Source organism: Salinigranum salinum, assembly GCF_009176545.1.
GTDB lineage: Archaea > Halobacteriota > Halobacteria > Halobacteriales > Haloferacaceae > Salinigranum > Salinigranum salinum.
On the sequence record NZ_VTOJ01000002.1, the window covers coordinates 1,325,241 to 1,345,562 of the forward strand.

The 20,322-nt window shown below is 68.3% G+C and carries 23 protein-coding genes; 3 read left to right on the top strand and 20 right to left on the bottom strand.

The features are described 5' to 3' along the window. Positions 1–6: 6 nt before the first annotated feature. Both FZP69_RS17705 and FZP69_RS17710 read right to left on the bottom strand, forming a co-directional pair. Positions 7–459 carry a hypothetical protein gene (locus FZP69_RS17705; protein ID WP_152042691.1) on the bottom strand — a complete coding sequence of 151 codons (453 nt, stop codon included), beginning with the start codon at positions 457–459 and terminating at the stop codon, positions 7–9. Further along, positions 456–1,463: a DUF7490 domain-containing protein gene (locus FZP69_RS17710; RefSeq protein WP_152042692.1), complete on the bottom strand. Its 1,008-nt coding sequence runs from the start codon at positions 1,461–1,463 to the stop codon at positions 456–458. Before FZP69_RS17710 ends, FZP69_RS17705 begins: the two co-directional genes overlap by 4 nt. Positions 1,464–1,739: 276 nt before the next feature. On the opposite strand from FZP69_RS17710, the gene FZP69_RS17715 reads away from it, so the two are divergent. Next, positions 1,740–2,144, top strand: a complete 405-nt coding sequence (locus tag FZP69_RS17715; RefSeq protein WP_152042693.1) for a universal stress protein — start codon at positions 1,740–1,742, stop codon at positions 2,142–2,144. An 82-nt stretch (positions 2,145–2,226) separates the two neighbouring features. Here FZP69_RS17715 and FZP69_RS17720 read toward each other — a convergent pair whose 3' ends face one another. The 6 genes from FZP69_RS17720 to FZP69_RS17745 all read right to left on the bottom strand — a co-directional run bounded on the left by FZP69_RS17720 (position 2,227) and on the right by FZP69_RS17745 (position 7,795). Beyond that, complete coding sequence (locus tag FZP69_RS17720; RefSeq protein ID WP_152042694.1) at positions 2,227–3,498, bottom strand: ornithine cyclodeaminase; 1,272 nt, start codon at positions 3,496–3,498, stop codon at positions 2,227–2,229. A gap of 62 nt (positions 3,499–3,560) precedes the next feature. Further along, positions 3,561–4,673, bottom strand: a complete 1,113-nt coding sequence (locus tag FZP69_RS17725; RefSeq protein ID WP_152042695.1) for a glutamate-cysteine ligase family protein — start codon at positions 4,671–4,673, stop codon at positions 3,561–3,563. A 521-nt stretch (positions 4,674–5,194) separates the two neighbouring features. Beyond that, positions 5,195–5,686, bottom strand: coding sequence for a hypothetical protein (locus FZP69_RS17730; protein ID WP_152042696.1), 492 nt, complete (start codon positions 5,684–5,686; stop codon positions 5,195–5,197). A 70-nt stretch (positions 5,687–5,756) separates the two neighbouring features. Continuing rightward, positions 5,757–6,677: an alpha/beta hydrolase gene (locus tag FZP69_RS17735; protein WP_152042697.1), complete on the bottom strand. Its 921-nt coding sequence runs from the start codon at positions 6,675–6,677 to the stop codon at positions 5,757–5,759. Beyond that, positions 6,674–7,078 (bottom strand): hypothetical protein, encoded by a 405-nt coding sequence (locus FZP69_RS17740; protein ID WP_152042698.1) that lies wholly within the window; start codon positions 7,076–7,078, stop codon positions 6,674–6,676. Before FZP69_RS17740 ends, FZP69_RS17735 begins: the two co-directional genes overlap by 4 nt. A gap of 444 nt (positions 7,079–7,522) precedes the next feature. Continuing rightward, complete coding sequence (locus FZP69_RS17745) at positions 7,523–7,795, bottom strand: DUF7511 domain-containing protein (RefSeq protein WP_240137697.1); 273 nt, start codon at positions 7,793–7,795, stop codon at positions 7,523–7,525. 298 nt (positions 7,796–8,093) lie between these two features. Between FZP69_RS17745 and nadE the strand changes: the two genes are divergently transcribed. Both nadE and FZP69_RS17755 read left to right on the top strand, forming a co-directional pair. Next, positions 8,094–9,860, top strand: a complete 1,767-nt coding sequence (nadE, locus tag FZP69_RS17750) for an NAD(+) synthase (protein ID WP_152042699.1) — start codon at positions 8,094–8,096, stop codon at positions 9,858–9,860. A gap of 207 nt (positions 9,861–10,067) precedes the next feature. Further along, a complete protein-coding gene (locus FZP69_RS17755; RefSeq protein WP_152042700.1) occupies positions 10,068–11,282 on the top strand; it encodes an MFS transporter in 1,215 nt (404 codons plus the stop codon). Here FZP69_RS17755 and FZP69_RS17760 read toward each other — a convergent pair. From FZP69_RS17760 to FZP69_RS17815, 12 genes are all read right to left on the bottom strand, one after another. Next, positions 11,279–12,598: an amidase gene (locus FZP69_RS17760; RefSeq protein ID WP_152042701.1), complete on the bottom strand. Its 1,320-nt coding sequence runs from the start codon at positions 12,596–12,598 to the stop codon at positions 11,279–11,281. The two genes, FZP69_RS17755 and FZP69_RS17760, sit on opposite strands and share 4 nt — an antisense overlap. A gap of 418 nt (positions 12,599–13,016) precedes the next feature. Continuing rightward, a complete protein-coding gene (locus tag FZP69_RS17765) occupies positions 13,017–13,760 on the bottom strand; it encodes a hypothetical protein (RefSeq protein ID WP_152042702.1) in 744 nt (247 codons plus the stop codon). 392 nt (positions 13,761–14,152) lie between these two features. After that, positions 14,153–14,551: a PIN domain-containing protein gene (locus FZP69_RS17770; protein WP_152042703.1), complete on the bottom strand. Its 399-nt coding sequence runs from the start codon at positions 14,549–14,551 to the stop codon at positions 14,153–14,155. Beyond that, positions 14,548–14,745 carry a DUF7557 family protein gene (locus FZP69_RS17775; protein WP_152042704.1) on the bottom strand — a complete coding sequence of 66 codons (198 nt, stop codon included), beginning with the start codon at positions 14,743–14,745 and terminating at the stop codon, positions 14,548–14,550. Before FZP69_RS17775 ends, FZP69_RS17770 begins: the two co-directional genes overlap by 4 nt. A 111-nt stretch (positions 14,746–14,856) precedes the next feature. Continuing rightward, positions 14,857–16,323 (bottom strand): preprotein translocase subunit SecY, encoded by a 1,467-nt coding sequence (gene secY, locus FZP69_RS17780; protein ID WP_152042705.1) that lies wholly within the window; start codon positions 16,321–16,323, stop codon positions 14,857–14,859. 3 nt (positions 16,324–16,326) lie between these two features. After that, positions 16,327–16,848: an uL15m family ribosomal protein gene (locus tag FZP69_RS17785; RefSeq protein ID WP_152042706.1), complete on the bottom strand. Its 522-nt coding sequence runs from the start codon at positions 16,846–16,848 to the stop codon at positions 16,327–16,329. Continuing rightward, positions 16,845–17,309, bottom strand: coding sequence for a 50S ribosomal protein L30 (locus FZP69_RS17790; RefSeq protein WP_152042707.1), 465 nt, complete (start codon positions 17,307–17,309; stop codon positions 16,845–16,847). The genes FZP69_RS17785 and FZP69_RS17790 overlap by 4 nt, the downstream gene beginning before the upstream one ends. Beyond that, complete coding sequence (locus tag FZP69_RS17795; protein ID WP_152042708.1) at positions 17,309–17,959, bottom strand: 30S ribosomal protein S5; 651 nt, start codon at positions 17,957–17,959, stop codon at positions 17,309–17,311. The genes FZP69_RS17790 and FZP69_RS17795 overlap by 1 nt, the downstream gene beginning before the upstream one ends. Beyond that, positions 17,956–18,510 carry a 50S ribosomal protein L18 gene (locus FZP69_RS17800; RefSeq protein WP_152042709.1) on the bottom strand — a complete coding sequence of 185 codons (555 nt, stop codon included), beginning with the start codon at positions 18,508–18,510 and terminating at the stop codon, positions 17,956–17,958. The genes FZP69_RS17795 and FZP69_RS17800 overlap by 4 nt, the downstream gene beginning before the upstream one ends. Then, positions 18,510–18,965, bottom strand: coding sequence for a 50S ribosomal protein L19e (locus FZP69_RS17805; protein WP_152042710.1), 456 nt, complete (start codon positions 18,963–18,965; stop codon positions 18,510–18,512). The genes FZP69_RS17800 and FZP69_RS17805 overlap by 1 nt, the downstream gene beginning before the upstream one ends. Beyond that, entirely contained in the window at positions 18,962–19,780 is an 819-nt protein-coding gene (locus tag FZP69_RS17810) for a 50S ribosomal protein L32e (protein WP_152042711.1), read from the bottom strand. The genes FZP69_RS17805 and FZP69_RS17810 overlap by 4 nt, the downstream gene beginning before the upstream one ends. After that, positions 19,781–20,320, bottom strand: coding sequence for a 50S ribosomal protein L6 (locus FZP69_RS17815; protein WP_152042712.1), 540 nt, complete (start codon positions 20,318–20,320; stop codon positions 19,781–19,783). Between the last annotated feature and the right edge of the window lie 2 nt (positions 20,321–20,322).

Sequence of the window (20,322 nt, forward strand, 5' to 3'; positions counted from 1 at the left end):
GATCGTTCAGTCCGAGGAGTCGCCGGCCCGGTCGGCGTCTTCACCCGCGGCGGTCGTCCCCCGGTCGGTCTCTGCAGTCGGGGAGTCGGTGTGTGCGGCGTCGGCGTCCGCAGTCCCGGCGCTGTCCACGCTGGCCGAGCCGCTCCCGCCGTCGGTCGTCGCCTCGGACGTCGCCTCCGCGTCGTCACCGCCGTCCGACGCGGTGAGTCGTCGGATCTGTCGGGAGACGCCGACGCCCACGACGAGGAGCACGACGAGGTTGAACACCATCTTGAACGGGGGGCGGTACTCGCGCGTCACCCAGACGTTGATCGTGCGGTCCGCGGCGAGGTAGAACTGGATCGCGGCGAAGACGCCGAGAAGCACCAGTCCCCCGAGGAGCGCGTAGTCGAGACCGCGGCGGACGCGCGTGGCGGTGGCCGCTCCGTCAGCTCCCGCGACCGAGTCGCTGTCGCTCATGCGTCCCACCTCCGGGCGAGCAGGGCGAGCGAGAGCAGCGCCACGACGGCGACTCCGACGCCGAAGCCGGGGGCGCTCGACGAGGTCTCGAACGTGGCCTCGGGCTCCGCGGTCTCCACGCGGTCGTCGTCCCCGGAGAAGTCCTCGACGCGCAGGTCGACCTCGCGCCGCGTCTCGTTGACGCTGATCCGTTCGGTCGGGTCGAGGTTCGCCGCCGACCGCGCGGTGTCGACCACGACGCCGTCCTTCCAGAGCACGGCGTCGATGTAGTAGTTGTACTCGCTGGGCACGGCGACCTGCGTGGTCACCTGCTCCGTCCGTCCGGGGCGGATGGTTCCCACCTGGGCCTCCGAGCGGGCGGCGACGATGTTCGAGTCGGCCTGCCGGAGGACGACCGTCACGCGGAGGTCCTCGGAGGGGCCGTCACCGCGGTTGGTCAGCGTCGCCGCGAGGTCGAGCGTCGTCCGGTCGTTCTCGACGGAAGCGACCGAGAAGGCGACGGGTGGGAGCGCCTCCGACTGGGAGAACCCGACGCTCGTCCGGGCGTACTCGGGGGTGAGTCCACCCAGGCCGGAGACGACCTTCCCGCCGGTACCGATCCGCTCGTCGTCGCGGAAGACGGTCGCCTCGATGCGGTAGCCGCCCTCGCGCTCGACGGTGAGGTTCGTCTCGACCAGCGTCTCGCCATCGCGCTCGAGGGTGCCGACCTCGACGGTCTCCGTGGCCGCGACGAAGCCCGACTCGGCGTCGGTCGCGCGGAACCGCACCGAGACGTTCTCCGTCGGGTTGCCGCGGTGGTCGAGTCGCGTCTGGACGTGGAGGACGGTCGTCTCGCCCGAGACGGTGCCGGGAGCGATCGTCGTCTCGGCGATGCGGACGGGACCGGGCCGCGTCGGCCCCTCGTCCGTCGGATCGGCGAGCACGCCGGGCACCGCCGCGGCGGTCAGGAGAGCCACGGCGACGAGACCGGCCGCCCCCGCCGCCAGAGTTCTGTCGCGGGGCATACACGACAGCACTTCGCTGTCGGGTATATGTCTTCTGCAGGGACGGGTGGGTCGCGTCGGCATCGGCGTCGATGTGATGGGGTTCGGACCCGACGTGGCGTGAGCAACGCCGTGTCGACCCCGTGGCGGTCGTGGGTAACACGGGCTGCGGACACGAGGTCGTCGCGAGCCACACGACGACGGGACCGTCCCGGGAGCAGGAGAACCACGGACGGGTTCACGAGAACGGGAGAACCGACGGACGGTTTTTTGTACCCGCTCCACGCGCGGGAACGTATGACGACCTACGTCGTCGGGACGAACTCCGTCCACACGAGCGCAACGATCTGTGACTATCTGGGGAGGCGCGTCGGACAGGGCGATACGGTCGTCGCCGTCAACTCCCACCGCGGCGGCGACGACACGTCCCCCGAGGACATCCGCGACGGCGAGGACGCGCTCAACGCGGTGGGTGCGCGTCTCGGCGAGCAGTGTACGGTCGAGACCCACCAGTTCGTCCGGGCGAACGACCCCGAGGAGGACCTCCTCAGGGCGGTCGAGGAATTCGACGCCGACGAACTCGTCATCGGGATCCGCAAGCGCAACCCGACGGCGAAGGTGGTGTTCGGCTCGACGGCACAGTCGGTGCTGTTGAACGCCGACGTACCGATGGCGGTCGTTCCCCTGGTCACCGTCGACTGACGCTCGAGTCGGGAACGGATAGCGCCCGCGGTGAACGGGAACGGGAGCGAAAACGAGACCGCGCGCCGGCCACGGAGCGGACTCAGTCGTCGTTCGCGTCCACTTCCTCGACCGCCTCCACGTCGTCCGCGAGGATCTCCTCGGCGAGCATCGGGAGGAACGTCCCGATGTCCGTGACCATGCCGATCGCCTGCGAACTCCCGCGATCCAGGAGCTGTGTCACCGTGGCGGGGTTGATGTCGACGCAGACGACTCTGGTGGTGGACGAGAGACAGTTGCCGACGGCGACCGAGTGCAGCAGGGTCGACAGCATCAACACCATGTCGGCCTCGTGGGCCTGTTCGCGGATCGCGTTCTGCGCCTCGACCGCGTCGGTGATCGTGTCGGGGAGCGGCCCGTCGTCGCGGATCGACCCCGCCAGCACGTAGGGGACGTCGTTCTCGACGCACTCGTACATCACTCCCTCCCGGATGAGTCCCTCGTCGACGGCCTCGGCGATGCCGCCGGCGCGGATGACCTCGCTGATCGTGTAGATGTGGTGTTTGTGCCCTTTCCGGGGGTGTTCCATCGTCTCCATGTCCATCCCGAGCGAGGTGCCGTACAGCCCACGCTCGATGTCGTGGACGGCGAAGCCGTTTCCGGCGGAGAGCATGTCGATGTACCCCTCTCTCACGAGGCGCGCGAGTTCGTCGCCCGCGCCGGCGTGGATGAGCGCCGGTCCCGCGACGACGAGGATCTTCCCGCCCGCCTCCTTCGTGGTGCGCATCGCGTCGGCGATCTGCCGGATGAGCGACTCGGACGGTCGCTCCGAGGAGACGCCGCCCTGCATGAAGCCGAACGGACCCGAGGAGTCGCGGGGCCGTTCGGGCGGATCCACCCGGATGCCCGCCTCGTCGGTGACGATCATGTCGCCCTCGCGGACCGCGTTCAGGACCTTGGTGTACGCCCGAGGAGGGCCGTCGTCCCCGTCTTCGACGACGATCGCACAGTCCATCTCGATGTTCTCGACGTCGATCCACTCACCCTGATATCGAACCTGCGTCGGGTGGTTCGTCGTCGAGTAGAAGCCGGTGGGGACGACGCGGTCGGCCGGTGCGCGTTCGAGGTGGGCGTCGACGGGGTCCGTGAGGTTCGCCCCGATCTGGTGGAGTTCGTGGAGGATCTCCATGAGTTCGGTCTCCGTGTCGGCGAATACCGCCATCCGACAGTACGACTCCGCCTGCTTGTGGGTCCCGACCTCGAACTGCTCGACGTCGAAGTTGCCACCCATGTCCATGACGATGCCGAAGGCCTGCTGCATCATCCCCGAGTCGATGATGTGGCCCTCGAGTTCGACCGTGCGGGAGGCTGTCATCGGCGGATGGACGCGCGTCGGAGGTATGAGAGTTGTGGGTTTCGCGTCCGGCGGGCCGCCCGTCAGTCGCTCGAAACCGGCTCGGCCCGCAGGACGTCGCGTTCGAGCCGGTCGGCGGCGTCGAGTCGGCACCGTCGCGCCTCGGCGGGCGTCAGGCTGTCGCCCACGTCGAGGTCGGGAGAGAGCGGGCGGTAGGCGTCGACGTCGAACCCCATCCGGTCGAGATACGAGCGGAGGGGTGTCGAGTCGAGGCCCGGATCGATGGCGTCGTCGACGTGGCCGAGGACCGCGTCGAAGCCGGGCAGCACGATTTCGCCGTCCGAGACGTGGCCCCGGTCACCCTCGATACGGACCTCGGCGTCACGGAGACCGTCGACGACCGAGGCGATGTCGTCGGCCAGACGGATCACCTGCGTCGGCAGCGCGGCGTCGGGCGAGCGCCACTCGACGGTACCGAACGTCTCGCGGAACTGGACGGGCGTCCAGATGGCGCTCTCGGGGTCGAAGTTCGCCTCGATCGTTCGCCGGTCGACCCCCGCGTCGACGGCGGCCGTCACGAAGTCGTCGTAACGCCGTTCGAGCCGTCGGTCCCACTCCGCGACGTCGTCGATGTACCGCCACAGCCAGCCCTGGTGTGGGACGTCGGCATACGCCATCCGGCGGTAGAGCAGCGACCGTGCCCCGGTCGCGAGACGGCTTCCGTCGAAGTACGGTGCGGAGTTGACGAGCGCCAGCGCGGGGTCGAGCGCGACCAGCGTGTTCAACTGGTCGACCGCACGGCCGGGCTGCTGTTCGACGTGGATGTGCGTCCCGGCACAGTGGCGGACGTACGCGAAGTCGTCGCCGACGACGCGGTTCTGCACGCGCGTCCGGTCGCTCGGTCGTTCCCTGACGTCGTCGCCGGCGAGGGGTGTCCCGAGCGGGACGAGCCGCTTGCCGAGTTCGTCGGCCCGTTCGAGGACGTCGCCGAGCCGGGCGAGCAGCTCGTCGCGCAACGCACGGGTCGTCTCACACGGTGTCGTCTTGATCTCGACGATCGGCTCGACGAACTCCGGTTCGACGCCCGGCGACACCCCGAGCAGGTCTCCGGGCGGTGTGAGCCGTCCCTCGTCGTCGACGACCCAGTATTCGACCTCGATGCTCCGCCGTATCGGCCCGGAATGCTGTGCTGACACGATCGTCTCGCCTCGGTGTCCGCTCGATGGCCGCGGTCGCCACTGCGACGACTGCCGGTGTCCGCTCCCGCATCGTCGGCAGTTCCTGGTTTCCGATACACAGGGACGCGGTGATAACTCTTTATCATCTGCCGCGATTGTACGAATGTAGAGCCACGAACGTCTGCTCATCACGCAAAAATTGCAGAATACCACCAGTTCTTTCGAGATGTCGGAGCAGATAGACCGCGCGTCGTGACGGGAGACGCCGACGGGCAGGAGATCCGGACAGCGGGCGGGGGTTGTCGTTCGGACGGAGAGAGTCGTTGGAGATCGAACGGCGAGTGGTCGGGAGAGAGCGAATATCGAACGGCGAGCGACAGCGTGAGAGGGACCGACGCGACGATCGAAGCCGGAAGCGCGTCGTCGGGAGGGAGGGGACTAGAAGACGAAGCCGAGGGGTGGGAAGTGAGCGCAGAGAACGGGGACAGAAGGACGGTGAACAGTAGGGGAGGATGAACGGCAGACGCGCCGAACGGGTGTCAGCCGAAGAGGCCGAGCGTCTGTCCGATGGAGACGCCGACACCGACGACGAACGTCTGTGGTGTCTGGCCCGAGAACTTGATGTCGTTGCTCCGGACGCCGTCACGGAACGCTGCGACGGGGTTGTCCGCCGAGGCGACGTCGGTCAGGGCTCGTCGCGAGGTCTTGACGACGAGCGTCGCGCCGTCGGGGTGCTTGCCCTCGCCCGTGGCCGTGATGCGCTTGTTCGCGTCGGTCTCGAACCAGTAGTAGGCGGTCTCGGAGCCGTCCTTCACCCGGACGGTGACGCGCTGGTTCTCCAGCAAACTGTTGCCGATACCGAGATCGAGCGATCCGGCGTTCTCGTTGTACTTCGGCACCATCTCGCTGAAGTCGTCGTACATGCTGTCTGCCCACGCGGGATCGGACTGCGCGGCGGCGGGGGCGGCGAGACTCGTCACGAGCGCGACCGAGAGGAGGACGGCGACCGCGCTCTTCGTCGTGATAGTCATGTCACGAGGAACGTCGGGAGACGGCATAAGCGTTCTTCCCTCGTTATCAGGGGAGAAATCCGTGTCGGTGTCAGTCGACGTCGAACAGGCCGTCGAGGAAGACGAGCGCGTGTTCGACGGCACCCGCGTCGTCCAGGAGATCGAGATGGGTAGCCGGGACCCGCAGAAGGGTCGCGTCGGGGCGGTCGGCCACGGCGGCCTCGATCGCGTCGGCGTCGCCGACGTCGTCGTAGCTCCCGGCGACGAACAGCGCCGGACAGGTCACCTCGTCGACGGGGGCGCTGTAGCGGGCGAGCGAGAGGAACGAGCGGGCGGGGACGTCGGGGATCGAGGCGAACCGGCGGTACGCGCCGCTGAACCCCGTGTCGGAGACCACCGCGAGATCGGTGTCGTCGTCCGCAACGGGGACGGTGTGGGGGCCGACCCGGGGGAGGAGACTCTGTACCCGGTCGCGGACACCGGCGACGACCGCCCTCAGCACGGCTGGCAGGGGCCGTGCGCGGAGCAACGATCCGCCCGAGAGCACGGGGGCGACTGCCACGACGCCGCGAACGCGCGGGTCGTCCGCGACGACCGAGAGCGCGTACGCGCCGCCGAGCGAGTGTCCCCAGAGCACGAGTCGGCCCGTGTCGACGCCGTCGAGGCCGCGGACGCGCGCGACGGCCTCCTCCCAGTCGGCTACCCCCCGCGACGGCGAGAGGAGCCCGCGCGGGGTCCCCTCGCTGTCGCCGACGCCCCGGTAGTCGAAGACGAACGCGGCGTAGCCGTGTTCGGCGAACCGCTCGGCCAGCGACCGCAACGTCTCTCGTGGCAGCGCGAGCCCGCCGGCCATCACGACGACGGGTGCGTCCGCCGGACGGTCGGGTCGGTAGAGCCACCCCGTACAGGCGTCGCCACCGCTCTCGAACGTGACGGTGACGCGGGAGTAGTCGAACGTCGAGGGCCGTCCGTCGAGCCGGGCGCGCGGACGCCGCCGGGCGGCGCGGTTCACGACTCCGCCTCCGCTTCGCCGTCGCCGTCGTCGCCGCTGGTCCCGTCCGCACCCTCGCCGGACGCGTGGTCGAGCGTGTCGAGGACGCGCTCGGAGAAGTCCTCCTCGCTGAGCCGGTACTCGACGAGGCCCGTGATCCACTCGGGTTCGATGTGCCACGTGCCGAGCACGTCGTCGTCCGATCGGAGCACGGTCACATCGACGCGTCGTGGCGACCAGTCGTCGTCCTCGGCGAGATCGATGAACGTGTTGCACGCACGACCCATCTCCTGGTGGTCGACGCGCGTCCCCGGGAACGCCGTGAGGTACGCGATATCGATAGTCTCACCCCGCGAGATCGACTCGACGCTGATCGCGTTACTTCGCAGTTCGCCCTCGAGACCGTCGATCACGTCGGACATGTCCACCACTATGTCAGGGGATGGCTAAATCCTTGCCGCGCGACGACCGACGTGGACCGCTCCCGGTCGGACGGTGTGAGACGTTCCTCACGGTCGCGTTGGGAGCGTCGAGACGGTTGGCGACCCGACGTATCGGTCGTCACGGGCGACGACTCGGCGGTCGATCGTCGCTGACGGACGTGTGAGCGGGCAGGGCCTCCGTCGAGTTCGTTCGGAGCTCGGTGAGAACAGACCACGGCCCGGAGCACGAGTGAGACGCCGCGAACCGGGACGTCACTGCTGCCCAAAAACGTCACTGCTGCCGGAAGAGTGTCGGGGCTTCGGGACCCGGTGGAGGGCGAACGGTCGCTCGTAAGGGAGTGCCCGGTCGGGTGCGGCCCGTGGGAGGGTCGTGTGGTGCCTCTGTCGGTGGGTGTCGCGTCGGAGTGGCCGGCAGCCTCGGTGTCAGCGGACCTCTTCGAGCGGGACCGCACAGTCGCGGTCGATGGTGATCCACTGAGTCGAGAGCGATTCGGGGTCGTCCGCGAACACTGTGACCTCGGTCGGGGAGTCGTCGTCGTCGTAGAGATACTCGAGGTCGAACTGCGGCAGTTCCTCGAGATGGGCGGACTGGCTCTGTTCCGACGGTTCGATGGCGCTCATGTTCCTGTGTTGTGTGTCCCGGCCGGGGGCGGTGGGTATGGTGTGAGTCTGCGTCGGTGCCCCCGTTCCAGGCACAGTACCACCTCCGGCCTTTCAGTATATAAACGTGTGCCACCAGTTATCGTGGGTGAGAACCCAGTAGTCGGACGTCGGCAGGACACGTATTTTTTAACGAAAATCGTCCTCATGCGAGAGAATCGGATAGAACCGACGAGGCCGCGCCGACCCGGTCGGGCGTGGCCGGGGGTTCCGTAGCCACGGAGCCGTCGCTGGTGGACGGGGACGATCGCCGCGCGAGTGGCGACCCACAGTATAAGCCGCTCGCTCACCGAGAGTCCGATACCGACGCGGGCACGACGTCCGCCACTTCCGCATGACGCTCACCGTTTCACTCTCGCAACTCGATCCGACGACGGGGGACATCGACGGCAACACCGCGCTCGTCCGCGACGCGTACGACCACGCCGCCGCCGACGGCGCCGACATCGTCGTCTTCCCGGAGATGGTGCTCACGGGCTACTGTATCCTCGACCTCGTCGAAGACGACACGTTCGTCGACTACAACCGGGAGGCGCTCGACGAGATCGCCGCTCACACTGGTTCGACGGCCGCGGTCGTCGGCTTCGTCGACCGCGCGGGCGACGACCGGTACAACGCCGCCGCCGTCTGCCAGCACGGCGAAGTCCGAGGGATCAGCCACAAGGTCCTCCTACCGAACTACCGCTACTTCGACGACGAACGCTACTTCGAGCCGGGCGAACGGGTCACCCCCGTCGACGTCTCCCTCGAGGGCGGATCGTGTTCGCTCGGCGTCTCCGTCTGTGAGGACATGTGGGACGCCGACTACGACCGCCGGCCGGTCAGAGAACTCGCCGACGCGGGCGCGGACCTGATCGTGAACCTCAACGCGTCGCCGTTCGAGGTCGGGAAGCGAGCGGAACGAGCCGCGACGATCCGCGACCACGTCGCCGCGACCGGCGTCCCGCTGTTGTACGTCAACACGGCGGGCGTCGCGGACGTGGGACGGAACGTCATCGTCTTCGACGGCGACTCGCTCGCCGTGGACGCTGGGGGGGCCGTCGTCGCCCGTGGCGCGCAGTTCGACACGGACCTGGTATCCGTGGCGTTCGACGACGACGGCGTCGGGAGCCACGTGTCAGGTGGGGTCGCGGGCGAGAACGGCCCACTCGTCCCGGGCGGCGAGCCGGTCGAACCCGAGCGCCGCGAGCGCGAACTGTTCGAGGCGCTGGCGTTCGGGCTCCGCGAGTACGCCGACAAGACGGGGTTCGAGACCGTGATCGAATCCGTCTCGGGCGGGATCGACTCCTCGCTCGGCCTCGCGATCTGCGTCGAGGCGCTCGGGGCCGAGAACGTCGTCGCCTACAACCTCCCCTCCGCGGTGAACACGGAGACGACGAAGGGCAACGCCGCGAGACTGGCCGAGAACCTCGGCGTCGACTACCGCGTCGTCCCCGTCCAGTCGGCGTACGACGTGCTCCTCGACACGTACGAGACGCACGTCGGGCCGGTGTCGCACGGCGTCGCGAAGGAGAACGTCTACGCGCGCGTGCGTGGCCTGCTGCTGATGCTCGCCTCGAACGACTCGGGCGGGCTGCTCGTGACGAACGGCAACGAGACCGAGATGGCGCTCGGCTACGTGACGCTGTACGGCGACGCCTGCGGTGGCCTGTCGATCCTGGGCGACCTCTCGAAGCGCGACGTCTACGACGTCGCCGCGTACGTCAACGAGCGCGCCGGGGAGGAGGTCATTCCCCACGAAGTGTTCGAGATCCCGCCGTCGGCGGAGCTGAGCCAGGACCAGGTCGATCCCTTCGACTACGACGTCGTCTCGCCCGTCGTCAGCGACCTCCTCGAGGGACGGCTGAGCCCCGCCGAGATCGTCGCGCGGTTCGAGCGCCGGAGTCTCGACGAGAGCCGGTACCGGCCGGACGACGAGGGCCGAACCGTGTACGACAAACTCGACGCCGACGCCTTCGCCGACGTGGTGTACGACACCTACCGGCGGATGAAGCGGAACACGTTCAAGCGCGTCCAGACGCCGCCGGTCGTCGCCGTCTCGAGCCGGGCGTTCGGCACCGACTTCCGCGAGCCGATCATCGACGGGTGGGACGGGGCGTAGGCGACGACCGGGCCGGGAACGCGGGTCGACACGGGTCGACGCGGATCGTCACAGGTCGACGTGAGTTGACGCGAACCGTTCCTTGATACGGCCCGGGGGCGTCGGCCACAGCAGTGATACGACGGGCCCGCTGGACGACGCCGGCAGACACCGACAACGACGAGGTGAGTCGCGAACTCACCCCGCACGCACGACACGCTCTCCACGATGCGGACGGCTGAGAAGACGCTCCGCGGGTTGCGGGGCGACGGTCGCGGCTGGACGCTCCTCATCGTGGCGGCCGGCTGGCTCTTCATCAGCGGCTTCCGGGTGGTGCTCCCGGCGCTCCTCCCGCAGATCAAAGCCGACTTCGCCATCGACAACGCGAGCGCGGGCTTCGCGCTGACGGTGCTCTGGCTGGTGTACGCCAGCCTCCAGTTCCCGGCTGGGCTGACGGCCGACCGGATCGGCGAGCGACGCCTCCTCGTCGTGGGAGCAGTCGCCGGGGCGATCGCGATCGGGACGTTCTACTTCTCGCCGCCGTTCACGCTGTTCCTCCTCGCCTGTGCGCTGTTCGGCGTCGGCTCCGGGCTGTTCGGAACCCCCCGCGACATGCTCCTCTCGCGGCGCTATCCGGACGCGGACAGTACGGCGTACAGCGTGACGTTCGCCGCCGGAAGCCTCGGCGCGGCGGTGCTCCCGTTCGTCGCCACCGCCGTCGCGAGCCGCTGGGGGTGGCGGCTCGCCGTCGTGTGGCTCTTCGTCCCGATGCTCCTCGTCAGCGTCGGGCTGTGGTGGGCCGTCTCGTCGACGCCGGCGAACGCGACGACCGACCGGCTGTCGGCCCGGGAGACGGTCCGGCGGACCGCCGGGGCGCTGACCGATCGGTCCGTGGTCTTCGCGAGCCTCGCCATGATCGTCTTCGTCTTCACCTACCAGGCGCTCGTCGCCTTCCTCCCGACCTACCTCGTCGAAGTGAAAGGGATCGACCAGGGGATCGCCGCCGCACTGTTCGGCCTGCTGTTCGTCGTCGGTGCCGTCGTCCAGCCGGTCGTGGGACACTTCGCGGACCGGTACCGGGAACGGACGGTCGTCCTGCTGGTGATCCTCTTTTCCACCGTGAGCCTGCTCGCCCTCCCGTTCGCGGAGGGGGTCGTCGCCCTCTCCGTGCTCGTCCCCCTCCTAGGCGTCCGTATCGCGGCCGCCCCGCTCGCGAGCGCGTTCATCGTCCGAGAGCTCCCGACGCAGGTGCAGGGGGCGGGCTGGGGGCTCATCCGGACGCTCTTCTTCGCCCTCGGCGCCACCGGCTCGTCCGTGATGGGCCTGTTCGGTGACGCGGGGCTGTTCGACGCCGGCTTCGTGCTGCTGGCCGGGCTGACGGGGGTGGCGGCGGTGGTCTGGCTCCGGATCCGGTGGGACGAGGGAGACCGCTCCGACGGTTAGCCGTCGGACGCGCCCCCCAGCGCCGCGTCGATCAACCCCGCCCAGGCCAGCAGGCGCTCGTCCGATCCGAACGAGGCGGTACACTGGACGCCGACCGGAAGTCCGTCGACCGTGCTCCCGGGGACCGCAACCGCGGGCACGCCGGCGTGCGTCCACGGGAGATTCATCACCGGGTCACCGGTCGTGTCGATCCCCTCCGGGGCGGGTCCCGGGGCTCCGGGACTGACCCACACGTCGATGTCGTGGTCGGCCGCCGCCTCCGCAAGCGACTCCCGGAGGTCGTGCCGACCGGCCCGGGCGTCGGCGACCGTCCCGACGGGGACGTCCCGGCCCTCGCGGAGCATCGCAGCCGTGCTGTCGGCGTACCGGTCGGGGTACGTGTCGAGCCACTCCTGGTGTTCGAGCGCGGCCTCCGCAGCCATGAGGTCCGTATGCCGGTCGTTGATCGCCTCGATCGCCTCGAAGGCGTCCACCCGCACTCGTCGGATCTCGAACCCGGCCGCGTCGAGCGTCGCGAGGTGTTCCTCGAACGCGGCCCGCCCCGCGTCCGACGCCTGTGAGAGGTACGCTCCGTCGGGGACGCCGAGAACCGGGTGATCGCTGTCTTTCGGGTCATCCGGCGGGAGCCAGTCGTCGAGACAGACCGCAGCCGCAGCATACATCCCCGCGACGTCCTGTGTGAACAGGCCGACGTGGTCGAGCGACGGCGACAGCGGGAGGAGGCCGTCGAGCGGGATCCGGCCGTAGCTCGGTTTGAAGCCGACGACCCCGCAGAACGACGCCGGGCGGATCACCGACCCGATCGTCTGCGTCCCAAGCGCCAGCGGGCACATCCCCGCGGCGACGGCGGCCGCCGAGCCACTGCTCGACCCGCCGGGCGTGTGGGAGAGGTTGTGGGGGTTCCGCGTCGGTCCCGGCTCGAAGTAGGCGAACTCGGTCGTCACGGTCTTGCCGAACACGAGCGCACCGGCCCGGCGGAGGGCGGTCACGACTGCCGCCTCGGGACCGACCAGTTCGCCAGCAGGGAGGTCTGATCCCCCGCGCGTCGGGAGGCCGTCGACGTGGAAGACGTCTTTGACCCCCACCGGGACGCCGTAGAGGGGTGGTCGATCCGCCGGCTCGGGATACCGTTCGGCCAGCGCCGCCGCCTCGGCCACCAGCCACTCGCGCTCCTTCGGACCGTCCACCCACGCCCGGACGTCCGACTCGACCGCGTCGACTCGCCCGCACCGTTCGGCGACGTACGCCGTCGCCGCCGTGCGTCCCTCGCGGAGAGCGGCGATTGCCTCGCCCAGCGGTGCCGGTGCGACGGTCACCGCGGCCTCCCGATAACCCCGGCGTCACCGGACGGTCCGGGCCTCGACACCGATTCGGTGACGATCGGTCCCGGTGATCGCTTCGTGCCCGTGATCCCCGTGGCTCCCACGGCACTCATCACCGGTGACCGACGACTCCCGCGGGCGAGACGAGGAGTCCCGGAGCGGGCGTTGGAGCCAGCGCGACCGCCGCGCCCGGGACGGGGTCGTCGGTGCCGACGGTGCCGAACTGGATCCGAGTGGGCCAGCGCAGTTCGATCCGCCGGAACGCGTCGATCGGGTTCGTTCACACGCCACCGACACCGCCGGGAGTGATGGGTGTTCCGCCCGGCCACCGTGGCTGTCGGTTCCACTCGCTGGCTCAGTCCGTCGACCCGGGCCGTCGGTCGAATCGGCCGACTCAGTCCACCGACGCAGTTCACCGACCCAGTTCGCCGACCGGTTCGTGGTACGTCTCGTCGAGTGCCGGCCCACCCAGCGCGTCGTAGACGCCGAAGAGCACGTCGACGTCGCCAGCGGCGTAGTCGGTCAGGAGCCGGTGGAGCCGACGGTGTGTCGTCGTCTCCGTCAGCCCTGCCACGAGCCCGTCGACGTACCGTGCACCGAGGGTCCGTCCGACGTGCGCCGCTTTGACGAACCGGGCGTCGACGTCGAGCCCGCGGAGGTAGTCGTCGTTGAGGCCGTAGTCGTCGTACCACACCCGCTCCTCGTCGACGCCGGTCAGGTCGCACACCTTCCAGAGCGGGAGGACCCGCTGGCCCGACAGCAGCTCGTCACGGTAGCGGTCTCGCGCCGCGAGCGCGAGGTCGACGTGAGTGGGCAGGACCGTCGACAGATCGTCGACCATGCCGAGACGCACGCCCGTCTGATCCAGCCGCTCGGCCCAGTTCCGCAGGTGCCGGAGATCGAAGTGAACGCCGTTGTACGTCAGGGTTCGCTCGACGTCCCGACCGCGACACCACGCGAGCAGCCGGTCGAGGAGCGCCGCGGTGTGGTCGGCGTCCCACCCACCGCGCCGGAGGAGGACATCCGTCTCGGTGCCGCTCGCGTCACGGTAGCCGACCGCGACGGCGAGCAGCTCGAAGTACGCGGTGTCGTCATCGTCCGGACCGGGTTCCCGGAACGGACTTGCCGTCTCGATGTCGAGCGCGAGCGTTCCCATCGTCGCGTCGAGACGTGCCACGAAGAAAAAGTGCTCGTCGGGAGGCAGTGCGTCCGGCCGCGCTGGTGGCCTCGGTGGTCGGTCTCGACGGTGGATAGAGAGAAAAGCGCGTCCGGATCGTCAGTTACCGCCGAACATCTGGCTACTCATCCGTCGAATGGAGACACATCAGGGACTCAATACGAACACATACTGAGCTACTCCCGGTTCACGAATCGATACAGAGTGTGCAGCACAACGACCGAGATAACGATTCCGACGAGTAAACCGACCTAGCCAATCATATACGGGAGCGGTCCGCTGGGATGTGCCTGCAGCACCACGCCACGATTTCGTGATTATCGAACTGTCAATCTTCTCTTGAGACTGGCGCGCCGTTGGCTTCGCATTCGTCAGTCGGCACGGCGGAGGTTCGTGACGTCCATCATCTCCGTGAGAAAGCCGGTTTCGAAGTCGCTGTCCGAGACGATTAGTTCGTCTCCCGTGGACCGGGCGGTCGCTGCGATGAGCAGGTCGCGCACCGCCATCCGTTCGCCGTCGTCCATCAGCTTGTCCTGCATCCGAGCGGCCTCTAACGCGATTTGCTCGTTCAGGTCCAACGCCCGGACACCCCCGAACTGCTGGCGAACCCCGACGACGTCGGTCTCACCGCTGCCCACTCTCCCGTCGACGACCTCGAACACGCAAAGTGACGACGTGAGGTAGGGCTGACCCCGTTCTTCGACGGCTTCGACGATATCGGGGACGCCTGCCAACATATCGATGATGACGGAGCTATCGAGAAACGTCACCGCTCGAAGCTCTCCCGAGAGCGCTTCACGGCCGCCCGCGCTTTCTCGGCTTCCTCTTCGCTCCACGCACCGATTTCGATTGGTCGTTCACTCTGTGCAAGACGTTCCAAGAGCTCGTCGAACGTCTCGTCGTCCTGTTTCAGGCGCTCTAACAGCCGCTTCGTGTCGTCGGAGACTCGGATGGACGTGCTCATATGTATACGAACTGCATACAGAGGTAACTAGCTTACGCCATCCCGTACTCAGGTGAGCCGAAGCGGACAGGACATCGAAAAGTGGGTGTTTAGCGCTTTAGATCGTTCTCTTCAGTTGCCGAACATCTGGCGCATCATCGGGTGCATCTCCATCAGCTGCTCTTCGGCGATCTCCTCGTACAGCTTGTACGTGATCGACACCGTCAGCAGCAGCCCCGTTCCCGAGACCTGTCCGATCGTGCCGAGCATGTTCGCCGCCACGGCCAGCAGTCCCACCAGAGCACCCCCGATCACGGTGACCTGCGGGATGTACCGCTCCATCACCTTCTCGATGACCTGTGGGTTGCGGCGGAAGCCGGGGATCTGCATCCCGGAGTTCTGGATCTGTCGGGCCGTCGCCTCGGGCCCCATGCCCGTCGTTTCGACCCAGAAGATCGCGAAGATGGCGCCGCCGATGATCATGAACGTCAGGTCCACGAGGATGCGGACCATGATCTCCCACGGCTCGTTCGACGTGAGGCCGAGGAACCACATCCAGTCCGCACGCGTCTGTATCGGCGCGAGGAAGTAGAACAGGCCACCCGTCACGTTCCCCTGTGTGCCGTACTCGCCGAGCCAGGCGGGCATCGCGGCCCACTGGCTGTTGAGGATCCGGCCGAGGAACTGGAGGTTCGCCTGCAGCGCGCGGACGAGGATCATCGGCAGGACGCTCGCGTAGATGAGCTTCACTGGGAACCGACCGCGTGCGCCCTTCACGCGGGCGTGACTGAGCGGGATCTCGACGCGGACGGACTCGGCGTAGACGACGATGACGAAGATCAGAAGCGTCGTGATGAGCGCGAGGATCTGCCCCTGGCCGAGGAACAGCGCTTGGAGCCCCTCGGCGGTCAGGACGGAGGGAAGCTCGTTCGAGCCGGTGAGGATGCCGAACCACGTCGGGAAGAAGCCCGACGCGCGACCGAGCGCCTCCCAGCTGAACAGCCCGGCGACGAGCTGCTGGCTGACGCCGGCGATGATGAACAGTCCGACTCCGGAGCCGACGCCCCACTTCGAGACGACCTCGTCCATGAACAGGATGAGGATGCCACCGACGGCGATCTGTGCGAAGAGGAGCCCGTTCACCGCGCCAGTGCCGACGCCGAGCGACTGCGCCACGGCGGGGTCGGCGGGCAGGAAGTTGCCGGCGAACACCATCGGCAGCCCCGTGAGGAAGATCATCACGATGACCAGCACCTTCTGGAGGCCCTGGTAGAGGATCTGGTCACGGGGGTCGTTCGTGTCGAGTCCGAGCAGATCCGCCCCGCCGAGCAGTTGCAGCACGATGCTCGCCGTGACGATCGGACCGATCCCGAGCTGGAGGATCGATCCCTGCGACCCCGCCAGGATCGATCGGAACTGGCCGAAGAAGTCCTCGGAGCCAGTCGCGAGCCCGAACAGGGTGACGTTCGTCAGGAAGAAATACAGGACGAGGATGCCCGCGGTCCACCCGAGCTTGCGACGGAAGGGGACGTGCCCCTCCGGGCGGGTGACCGAGGGCATCCGCGTCAGCACCGGTTCGGCGGCCTCCTTCCATCCCATGAGTTATGCTCCGTTCGCCTCGTCGTCCGAAGTGTTTTCGGTTTCGTCCGCGTCGTCGGCGTCGGCCTCGGCGGCCATCTCCTGCCCGCGCTCGGACAGTTCGGCCGTGCCGCCGGCCTCTTCGATGAGCTCGACGGCACCGGCGGTGAAGGCGTCGGCGACGACGTGCAGTTCGTTGCGGACCTGCCCGCCGCCGAGCACCTTCACGACGTCGACGTCGTGGCCGTCCTCGGCGACGTCGCGGGCGTCGAGGTGGTAGGCGTCGCCGTCGGCCTCGGCGACGCCCTCCGCCGCGAGGAGCGCCGCGTCCTCGTCGAGCTTCTGGACGCGCACCTCCGCGACGGTGTCCTGCGTCTCCTCGGGGCGCGTGAAGCCGTGTTTGCCGAGCGGCTCGTAGTTGTGGAACTCGTGTTTGTCCCGGCCCGCGCGGCCGCGACCCCCACGGTGCCCGGCACCGCGCCGGTTCTTGTGAGTGCCGCCGCCGTGTGTGCGCGAGCCGCGCTGGCGTCGTTTCTTCGACGTCATCGCATCTCCTCCAGGAGGGCGTCGATCTGCTCGGTCGTGTGCTTGCCGAGCTGGCCGCCCTCCGCGGCCGCGTGTTTGATACCCCTGTGGCCGCCGCGTGGCGGGTGCAGACGGAGCACGGGCGTGAGTCCCTGTTCGCGAAGTGTGGTCTCCTCGGCGACGAGCGCCTCCGCCAGCGACGCGAAGTCGTCGTACGCCGTGTTGGCGGCGAGCCACGCCTCATCGACGTCGGCGTCGCCCTCGATGGGCTGGGCTCGTTTCCGCAGGAGTGTCTCCACCACGTCGACCGAGGGCTCGCCGTGAGCCACCCAGTCGTTCACCTTGGTGATCATCCCGCGGTAGGTGTCCTCCTCGGGCACGAACGCGCAGTGGTTGACGCCGTGGAGGTTGAGCATCTTCATCGTGTCGCGGACGCCGGAACTCATGTCCACCTCGCCGCGGAGCTGGACGATCGCCTGCATCACTCCGACACCTCCCCTTCGGCCTGCACGCGCCGCGCCCGTCGCGGCGTGCGCGACTGCGAGGCGTTCCGCAGCGCGTTGTACGTCGCCTTCGCGAGGTTCACCGTGGTGCGGGTGTTGCCGTGGGACTTGGTCCACGCGTCCTGCACGCCGGCGAGTTCGAGGATGTTCCGCGTCGTCTCCGACGCCGCGAGCCCCAGCCCGCGCGGGGCGGGGATGATCTCGACGGTGACGGAGCCGGCTTTCCCCTCGGCCTTCCGGGTGAGCGAGTGCGTCCCACCGGCACGGTCCTCCCACGAGCCCGAGCCGCGGTCGACCTTGATGATGTTCAGCTTCGCCACCTCGATGGCCTTCTGGATCGCACCGCCGACCTGGTCGTCGCGTCCCTCGGCGTAGCCGAGGTAGCCGTCGCGGTTGCCCACCGCGACGACGCACCGGAACTTCACCCGGCGACCGGAGTCGGTCATGCGCTGGACCATGTTGATGTCCAGCACCTCGTCGTCCAGCCCCGGGAGGAGCTGGTCGACGATCTCCGGCTCTTTCAACGGGAGGCCCGATTCGAGGGCCTGCTCCATCGACGTGACGTCGCCGTTCTGTACCATGCGGCCGAGCCGCGTGCGCGGCTCCCATCCGTCGTTGCTTCTGCTCATGCGTCCTCCTGAAGTCGCTCGAGCACCGTGTCGAAGTGCTCGGGCAGGTCCGTGGCGTCGAACGTCCCGCTGTAGAGCGGCTCGTCGAGCTGTTCGGCGTAGTCGGCGATGTGCTCGCCGCGGTTACGCGACCAGTCCGCGAGCACGCTCTCGTTGTGCGGGACCTCGAGCCCGGCGTCGATTGCACCTTCCTGTACTGCGAACACCTTGTTGCCAGGCGTCGCCGTGTTGAGGCCGATGTCGAGCACCGCCTCGTCGAGGCCGGCCTCGCGGGCGCGGACGCCCACGAGGTAGCCCGTCAGATAGGCGCTCGGGAGGTTCCCCGTCGGGGCCTCCCAGCCGTAGTCGGCGAGGTCCTCGCTCGAGGCGCTCGCGTGTGTCTCGTCGCCCTGCGGTCCCGGCGTGACCAGCTGCGCCCTGACGTGCTTGTTGCTCACGCGAGCAACGAGCCGTGGTTTACCCGATTTCAGCAGGCGCAACCGCTGATGGTAGTCCGTGCGGGACTCGCGACGGCGACGCATCGGTACCTTGTACCGTGGTCCTGTCGCCATTATTTCACCTCGTGTCCGTAGTGTGTCTCGATGTACGTCTCGAGCCGGTCGACGCTGTCGAACTCGCCACCGCTCGCCTTGTTGTAGAGCGTGCGGTACTCGCTCGGGGAGAGCGGGCCGTCGTCGCGCAGCTCGCGCAGCCGACGGCGCTGAGCGCGGATCCGGCTGATCCATGCCTTCTTCTTGTTCTGCCGGGCGCCCGCTTTCCCCTTCCGGGAGCCGGCACCCGTGCGGTGTCCGTAGTCGCGCTTCTTCTGCCGCTCGCGGGCGCGACCTTTCGAGTTGCCCTTCGCGTCCTTGACGCGGACGATCCCCTGGTCGACCAGGTCGCGGACGTCCTCGCGCGTGATGGCGTCCGCGATCTCGGCCTGTTCCTCCGGGTCCATCCAGACGCGGTCCTTCCCGACGTCGAGGACGTCGGCGGCCATCCGTCGCTGGGCTTTCAGGTCAGTCATTCGTCTTCCTCCTCCGCTTCGACCTCGATGTAGGTCGGGTTGAGGACGCGGATCTCGCGGTCTTCACACTCGTCCTCGATGCGCTCGCGCTTGCGACCACCCACCGAGGAGGCGATCCGGACCGCCTGGGTGTCGCCGTCGACACCCTCGAGGTCGTCCGTGTTGTGGACGCGGACCTCCTCGAAACCCGAGGGGTGGAGCCCACGCGCCGCTTTCGGCGAGCGGTAGCCCGCCTCGACCATGGGGCCCTTGCCCTTGATGCCGCGGCGCTGCTTCGAGAGGTTGCCGCGGGGCTTTCGCCAGGAGGTCGGCGTCCGCTTTTTCATGTGGTGGTCCTGCCGGTTGAACTGCGGCATCCCCTCGCGGTGCTTCTGCGTCAGCGCCCGCGCGGTCTCGTCGTCCAGCTCCGGCGTCTTGTCGGCGTGGCCGCGGGGGACCCGCTTCGTCGGGCCCTCCTCGTCGGGTTCGGCCTCGACCGCGGCCTCCGTGTCGTCTTCGACCTCGGCCTCGGTCTCTTCTGTGACCTCGAGACCGCCGACGTCCGCCTTAATTCGTGCGGCGAGGGCGTTTCCGACGCCGTCGACGTCCGAGAGTTCCGCCTGGCTCGCGGCCTTGACGTCCTCGACCGTCTCGTAGCCGGCCTCGCGGAGCGCCTCGGCCTTCGAGGGGCCGACACCGCTGATGTCCTCGAGATCCGTGATCTCGTCTTCTGTTTCTTCGACGTCCGTGTCGGCGTCGGTCTCTTCGACGTCCGCGTCGGTCGCTTCGACGTCCGTGTCGGCGTCGACGTCCTCGTCGGGATCGTCGGCGGACATCTAGGCACCTCCTACGGCCTGCGGTTTCTCCGTGATGTAGACGCCGTCCTGGAACACGCGCGTGTCCTTGTCCTTCACACGGGTGAGCTGTTCGATGTCGGCCGCCGTCTGGCCGACGTCCTCCTTGTTCGGACCGGAGAGGGTGACCTCCTCGCCGTCGACCTGGATCTCGGTGTCGCCGCGGATCTTCGCGCGACGCGGTGCCTTCTCGCCGAGGAAGTTCTTGATCACGACGTGGTCGCCGTCGACCGACACCTGCATCGGGAAGTGGGCGTAGAAGACTTCCATCTTGTACTCCCACCCCTCGGTGACGCCGTGGAACATGTTCCGCACGTGGCTCTCGAACGTGCCCACGGTGGCGGTGGTCTTGGCGTCCTCCGCGTCGGATTCGATCACGACCGCGCCGTCGTCGACCGTCACGGACACGTCGGGGAACCAGAGACGCCGGGAGACGCTCCCGTTCGGTCCCTCGACCGTGAGCGTGAGGTGGTCCAGTTCGGCGGTGACGTCGTCGGGAATCGGTAGTGCTGTTCGTGTCATCG